7 protein-coding genes are annotated in these 6,641 nt (G+C 43.2%); all 7 read left to right on the top strand.

The genetic code is table 11. The features are described from left to right. Nucleotides 1–1,165 precede the first annotated feature (1,165 nt). The 7 genes from FTU46_RS15190 to ispG all read left to right on the top strand — a co-directional run bounded on the left by FTU46_RS15190 (nucleotide 1,166) and on the right by ispG (nucleotide 6,640). Nucleotides 1,166–1,717: a phosphatase PAP2 family protein gene (locus FTU46_RS15190; protein ID WP_180105274.1), complete on the top strand. Its 552-nt coding sequence runs from the start codon at nucleotides 1,166–1,168 to the stop codon at nucleotides 1,715–1,717. 88 nt (nucleotides 1,718–1,805) lie between these two features. Further along, nucleotides 1,806–2,006, top strand: coding sequence for a Fe-S cluster assembly protein IscX (iscX, locus tag FTU46_RS15185; protein ID WP_005232138.1), 201 nt, complete (start codon nucleotides 1,806–1,808; stop codon nucleotides 2,004–2,006). Between the two features lie 109 nt (nucleotides 2,007–2,115). After that, nucleotides 2,116–2,547 carry a nucleoside-diphosphate kinase gene (gene ndk / locus FTU46_RS15180; RefSeq protein WP_180105273.1) on the top strand — a complete coding sequence of 144 codons (432 nt, stop codon included), beginning with the start codon at nucleotides 2,116–2,118 and terminating at the stop codon, nucleotides 2,545–2,547. 121 nt (nucleotides 2,548–2,668) lie between these two features. Next, the gene (rlmN, locus tag FTU46_RS15175) at nucleotides 2,669–3,904 is read left to right on the top strand and encodes a 23S rRNA (adenine(2503)-C(2))-methyltransferase RlmN (RefSeq protein WP_005232136.1); all 1,236 of its coding nucleotides are present in this window, start codon (nucleotides 2,669–2,671) and stop codon (nucleotides 3,902–3,904) included. Between the two features lie 41 nt (nucleotides 3,905–3,945). Then, on the top strand, nucleotides 3,946–4,719 hold the full coding sequence (pilW, locus tag FTU46_RS15170) for a type IV pilus biogenesis/stability protein PilW (RefSeq protein WP_373683619.1): 774 nt from the start codon (nucleotides 3,946–3,948) through the stop codon (nucleotides 4,717–4,719). Continuing rightward, entirely contained in the window at nucleotides 4,710–5,495 is a 786-nt protein-coding gene (locus FTU46_RS15165; RefSeq protein ID WP_180105272.1) for a helix-turn-helix domain-containing protein, read from the top strand. The genes pilW and FTU46_RS15165 overlap by 10 nt, the downstream gene beginning before the upstream one ends. Nucleotides 5,496–5,518: 23 nt before the next feature. Then, nucleotides 5,519–6,640 carry a flavodoxin-dependent (E)-4-hydroxy-3-methylbut-2-enyl-diphosphate synthase gene (gene ispG, locus FTU46_RS15160; RefSeq protein ID WP_004782104.1) on the top strand — a complete coding sequence of 374 codons (1,122 nt, stop codon included), beginning with the start codon at nucleotides 5,519–5,521 and terminating at the stop codon, nucleotides 6,638–6,640. The last annotated feature ends 1 nt before the right edge of the window (nucleotide 6,641 follow it).

Below are 6,641 nucleotides of genomic sequence, written 5' to 3'. Positions count from 1 at the left end.
AATTACGCAAAATAATTCGGTACTATTAAACATCGGGACTAGAGTTTTAAGTTTTGTGTGGTAACTCAACTGATGGCTCTAGTCCTCTTATTTTTCAAGTCAATTTTTTATCCGCGATTCGGGTTATCTATGTTTGGACTGAAGTAGGAGTAGGTGATCAAGAGTTTGAGCAATATGCATTCGAATTAAAAAATACCAAAACTTCATGGCAGCAAATCCAAACGATTATTTATCGTGATGTATTGTGGGGGTAGTTGGCTTTCATTAAGTTTGTGGTTAGCTGTCTTAATTTTAATTTTAATTTTATTGCTTGGAGCAGCTTTGTTGGTTGACTGGGGATTTGAAGATAAAAGGTTATCTCAAAAAATAAATCATATTCAAAAATGGCAACTATTTTACAAGTTGAATTCATTGGCATGGATCAGGTATTTAATCGGTTATTAGTTGAGCATAAGTATAGTAAAGAAATTGAAAAGGTAGATGGAACAGACATAAAGCATCAGCAAGTTTGATAATGTAAGAAATGCTAAGCTCCCATAAATCAATTCATAAAACAGTCACACCTTAATTTCATACTTGATCAAAAGTATGGATAGTTATATCTCATTAACTTTTAAATGCCTGGGAATAACCAAATTTTGATTAAGACCAAGGCAGAAAGTGGCTCATAGATACATTTTCACCAAAGTCTTGGGTGTTATAACTACATTATACTCGAAGCACAATCGATCCTTCTCAGGTTTTGTTAAAGGCTAGATAATTATTCCTAAAGAATGAATTGAATGTAGTGATCCAGACGTATTTCAATGAATGCCAGTATACATAAATCATCTATTAACAGTTCAAGGATAGGTCGGATTGAAAGGTCAAAAATATAATTCAGGAGGCGATGGCCAGCGGTGGAGCAGTGATCGCTAATGATCATGGATGTACTTGTTTACAGCTGCAACCTGATCGGAAAAGTTGGCTGAGTAGGTTGGGATAGTGGCAAGAATTCATCTGTTAGATGTCTTAATTAAGCGATTTATAACGATTACAGAAGGATACTGGCATTAACAAACTAAAAAGGTGAATGGCGATTATCTCATGCGTCAATTTGAACAAGCTCTATTTTTCAGTCGTACCAAACCTGAAATACAGGGCATAAAACAATAAGAGCTCTACAATGAAATTTCAGAATGCAAAACTAAAATTTTTAGAAATTGATTTAAAAGGCTGTATTTATCTTAATCATTTTTCACATTCAGAACGCATTGCAGCTTTTTTCAAAATCATTAGCCGGTTGGGCAATGGCGTATTCTGGTATTTGATGCTCATTGCCGTCTGGCTGATTCAGGGCCTGATGTATACCTTACAGATAGTTTATCTGGTATTTGGCAGTATGATCGGAACCCTGATTTATAAACTTTTAAAAACCAAGACAATACGGCCACGTCCTTATCAGGTGCATCAGGTGATTCGGCTCTGTGAGCATCCGCTGGATCATTTTAGTTTTCCTTCGGGACATACCTTGCATGCAGTGATGGTGACCATTGTGCTGGGCTATATCGTACCTTTTTTGCTGTTTTTAATGTTGCCATTTGCCATTCTGGTCGCGATCTCCCGAATGGTTTTAGGCTTGCATTATCCAAGTGATGTGGCGGTAGGAGCCATATTGGGCGCGCTGGTGGCCACCATGATTGTATTTACGGCACCTTTTTTTAATATCATGTTGTAAAAAATCACGAGATGATCTGGCAAAGGCTCGCAGAATTTTGCAGATTTGCTAAAGTACTACATCACAGTAAATAGGCTTAGGAATAGACATGGGTTTACGTTGGACAGATACCCTCGATATCGCGATTGAATTATATGAAGCGCATCCAGACGTGGATCCGCAATGGGTTCGCTTTACCGACCTGCATGCCTGGGTATGCGCACTGCCAGACTTTGAAGATGATCCGACCAAATCAACCGAAGGGCTTCTGGAAGCCATTCAAATGGCATGGATTGACGAAGCACGTTAATTGCCAGTTGAAAAAAGCAATTTTTTTACAGTTTAAAGGCAGAAAAAAGTCCATTATTCGGTATAATGCGGCAAATTTTCATGTCAACAATTGACTTAAGGAGCCAATCATGGCTATTGAACGTACATTATCTATCGTAAAACCAGACGCAGTTGCTAAAAACCACATCGGTGACATCTTTGCTCGTTTCGAAAAAGCAGGTCTTAAAATCGTTGCGACTAAAATGAAACACCTGACTAAAGCTGAAGCTGAAGGTTTCTACGCTGAGCACAAAGAACGTGGTTTCTTCGGTGACCTAGTTGCATTCATGACTTCTGGTCCAGTTGTTGTTTCAGTTCTTGAAGGCGAAAACGCTGTTCTTGCTCACCGTGACATCCTTGGCGCGACTAACCCTAAAGAAGCTGCTCCTGGTACAATCCGTGCAGACTTCGCTGTAAGCATCGACGAAAACGCTGCTCACGGTTCTGACTCTGTAGCATCTGCTGACCGCGAAATTAACTACTTCTTCGCGCAAACTGAGATTGCTCCACGTACTCGTTAATACGCAGTATTCAAACCAGATAAGTGTTATTATACTTATCTGGTTTTTTTATTCTCTGAATAATTCTTTGCTCAGATATTGAGCTTCTCCTTTCATCTTTAGACATGGTTTAGGTATACACATGAGTACTGAAGTGGTCGCTACATCAGCAGTTTCTGATGCACAGCAACAATCTCCGTCCACTCCTGCACAGCAAAATTCTGTGGAAAAAGTGAACTTACTAGGCATGTCACGTCCGCAAATGGAAAAATTCTTCGAAGATATGGGCGAGAAGAAGTTCCGTGCCGGTCAGGTGATGAAATGGATTCATCAGTATTTCGTGACTGATTTTGCCGAGATGACCAATATCTCGGGCAAGCTGCGTGAAAAACTGGAAAAGATTTGTGAAATTAAAGCGCCAGAAGTAGTGCATAAAAACTATTCCAAAGACGGTACCCGTAAATGGGTGTTCCGTGTCGGTGATGGTGATGGCTCTCTGGTTGAAACTGTCCTGATTCCGGCAGAGGATAAAACTGGTTCACGTAAGACCCTGTGTATTTCTTCACAAGTGGGCTGTGCCCTAGACTGTTCATTCTGTTCAACCGGTAAGCAAGGTTTCCAGCGTGACCTGACTCAAGCTGAAATCATTGGTCAGTTATGGATGGCCAACTACTCCTATATGGAAGAAGTGCCTGTGGCTGAGCGTGAGCGTTCAGTGACCAATGTGGTGATGATGGGCATGGGCGAGCCATTGCTGAACTATGATGCTGTATTAAACTCTATGCGCATTATGCTGGATGATTTTGCTTATGGCATGTCTAAACGCCGCGTAACGCTTTCAACTTCAGGTGTCGTGCCGAAAATTGACCAGTTGGCGCAAGATATTGATGTGGCTTTGGCGATTTCATTACACGCAACCAATGACGAGCTGCGTAATGAACTGGTGCCAATCAACAAAAAATATCCGCTAGAGCAGCTTATTGCCGCTTGTCAGCGCTACATCACTAAAGATGGTAATGAAAGTGCGCGTAAGCACGTGACTATCGAATACGTAATGCTGGATGGCGTAAATGACAAACCTGAACATGCCCAGCAGATGATCAAGCTGCTCAAAGATCTGCCAAGCAAGATTAACCTGATTCCATTTAACCCGTTCCCGCATGCGCCATATGGCCGTTCAAGCCGTAACCGGATTATTTCTTTCCAAAAAACTTTGTCTGATGCCGGTTTTGTGTGTACGATTCGTCAGACACGTGGTGATGATATCGACGCTGCGTGTGGACAACTGGTAGGACAAGTTGCTGACCGTACCCGTCGTGCGGAACAGTGGAAAAAGAAAATTGCGCAGTCCAATGAGATTATGCGCTCACAAGGATAACAAGAGGTCGCCAATTGAGTAGTCTGACATCTAAACTTGCTTTGGTTTCAGTAGTATGTGGGTCTTTGGTTTTAACTGCGTGTCAAACGCCAGATCTAGGTCAGAAGGATCCGGAAAAAGCCACCAAGGTTCGTACTCAGTTGGCGGTTGAATATCTTAAAAACGGTGATCTGGATTCAGCCAAACGTGCGCTGGATCAGGCACTGGAAACTAATCCGCGTGATTCGCAAGCCAATATGATGATGGGTGTGCTGCTTCAGCAGGAAGGCAGCAAACCTAATCTTGAAAAAGCTGAAGGTTATTTCAAGCGTGCAATTTCGGCAGATCCAAAAAATGCCCAGGCACGAAATAACTACGGCACCTATTTGTATCAGCTTGAGCGCTATAAAGATGCGATCGAGCAGTTCGAAATTGCCGGCGCAACTTTAGGTTATGACCAGCGATTTCGTGCCCTTGAAAATATGGGGCGGATTTACCTGAAACAGGGTGATCTGGCGAATGCTGAAAAATCATTCAAACAGGCACTACAGGCTAATCGCGCTTCGTATATATCAATGTTAGAGTTGGCAGAAATTTTTTATCTGAACCAGCAGTTCCCGGCCGCGACTCAAATGTATGAACAGTTTGTGCGTGGCGTGGGGCAGAAAAACCAGAGTGCCCGTGCGCTCTGGATTGGCATTCGCACTGCGCGTGCCAGTGGCGATCAGTTAGGCATGCAGGTATTGGTGAATCAATTACGTGCATTGTTCCCTGAAAGCCCGGAATACCAACGTTATTTGCAATTACAGTACAGTACTGAGGCCGTATGGAAGTAAATCCTAATTCAGATTCGAATAATTCGAGCGTAGCTCCAAACGCGTTAGGAAATGTTCAGCGTCCAGGCGAGTACTTACGCAAGATTCGTATTAATCAGCAACGTGAGCTTGAAGACGTTGCCAAAGAACTCAATATTCCGGTAAAGACCCTGAATGCCTTGGAAAAGGATGATTATAAATCCTTGCCTGAAGCAACCTTTATCAAGGGCTATTACCGCACCTATGCCAAATATCTCGGTGTCGATGCATCTAGCCTGATTCAGCGTTTTGATGAAATTTATGCCAATGATACCGGTATGGTTGCAACGCATGCCCTGAAAGATTCTCCAATCAAGATCATGGGTAAATTACCAGGTTCAAAGCGTGATCGTAACCGTAAATGGTTAAAGCGTGGCCTGATTGCACTGGTTGTAGTACTGATCTTGGGTGCACTGGTCGCGATGATTCAGAACTGGTCGGAAAGCAGTTCAAATAATGCTGAAGTTGCGGACACCTCTTCTGATGTTGAGATTTTGAATCTGGATGCCGGTGCTGCCATGTCCGGTGATCAGCTTAAGCTTGATTTTAGCCGTCCGACCTCTGTGCATATTGTAGATGCAGGCGGTAATGTGCTGGCCACTGGCCGTCAGGCATCTACTTTAGAGCTGAACGGTGAAGCGCCATTCCAGATCCGACTGGATGATGCGACAGCAGTATCACTCAGTTTAAATAATGAAAGTATTGCATTGTCACCTTATACGGTTAACGGAAAAGCAGATTTCCGTTTATCACGTTAATGGTGAGCAGATAGGGCGAAATCATGATCGTAAATCCAATTCAGCGCCGTCCAACACGTAAAATCCGTGTCGGTTCTGTCTATGTCGGTGGTGATGCACCGATCACTGTTCAGTCAATGACCAATACTGAAACCTGCGATGTCGCAGCAACTGTTGCACAAATTCAGCGTTGTGTAGATGCAGGTGCGGATATCATGCGTGTCTCTGTCCCAAGTATGGAGGCAGCGGCTGCATTTGGTGAAATCCGTAAGCAAGTCGACGTACCACTGGTTGCAGATATTCACTTCGACTATAAGATTGCGCTGGCTGTTGCTGATCTGGGTGCAGACTGTTTGCGTATTAACCCGGGTAATATCGGTTCAGAAGCCAAGATTCGTGAAGTCGTGGCGGCTGCACGTCATAACGACATTTCCATGCGTATTGGCGTGAATGCCGGTTCACTGGAAAAAGATATTCAAAAGAAATATGGCGAGCCAACAGGTGAAGCATTGCTGGAATCTGCGATGCGTCATATCGACATTCTGGATCGTCTGAATTTCCATGAATTTAAAGTATCGGTCAAAGCATCAAACGTGTTTTTGACGATGGATGCCTATCGTCTGCTGTCTAAACAGATTGATAATCCACTGCACTTGGGTGTGACTGAAGCGGGTGTGTATCGTACTGGTTCAGTGAAATCAGCGATTGCTTTGGGTGGTCTGCTGATGGAAGGTATTGGCGATACCATGCGTATTTCTCTGGCAGCTGAGCCTGAAGAAGAAATCAAGATTGGTTTTGATATCCTGAAATCGCTGGGCCTTCGTTCTAACGGAATTAACTTCATTGCCTGCCCAAGCTGTTCACGTCAGGAATTTAACGTGATTAAAGTAATGCAGACCCTTGAAGAACGTTTGGAAGATGTCCGTGTTCCGATGGATGTGTCTGTAATTGGCTGTAAAGTGAATGGTCCGGGCGAAGCCAAAGAAGCCGATATCGGTGTAGTAGGTGCAAGTCCGCGCTCACTGGTGTATCGTAATGGTGAAAAGAGCCATTTAATCGATACCAATCAACTGGTTGATGAAATCGAATCAATGGTTCGTCAACGTGTTTCCGAGCTTGAAGAAGCCAAATCAAAAGAAATTATTCGCACAAGTTTTTCTGAGTAGA

The organism is Acinetobacter sp. YH12108 (assembly GCF_013419055.1).
In the GTDB taxonomy this organism is placed as follows: Bacteria; Pseudomonadota; Gammaproteobacteria; order Pseudomonadales; family Moraxellaceae; genus Acinetobacter.
This window is presented reverse-complemented; position numbering and strand designations above follow the sequence as displayed.

What these genes read in the sequence shown, in the direction of transcription:
- FTU46_RS15190 (WP_180105274.1), top strand. Translation starts at nt 1,166, where the DNA reads ATGAAATTTCAGAATGCAAAACTAAAATTTTTAGAAATTGATTTAAAA.
- iscX (WP_005232138.1), top strand. Translation starts at nt 1,806, where the DNA reads ATGGGTTTACGTTGGACAGATACCCTCGATATCGCGATTGAATTATAT.
- ndk (WP_180105273.1), top strand. Translation starts at nt 2,116, where the DNA reads ATGGCTATTGAACGTACATTATCTATCGTAAAACCAGACGCAGTTGCT.
- rlmN (WP_005232136.1), top strand. Translation starts at nt 2,669, where the DNA reads ATGAGTACTGAAGTGGTCGCTACATCAGCAGTTTCTGATGCACAGCAA.
- FTU46_RS15165 (WP_180105272.1), top strand. Translation starts at nt 4,710, where the DNA reads ATGGAAGTAAATCCTAATTCAGATTCGAATAATTCGAGCGTAGCTCCA.
- ispG (WP_004782104.1), top strand. Translation starts at nt 5,519, where the DNA reads ATGATCGTAAATCCAATTCAGCGCCGTCCAACACGTAAAATCCGTGTC.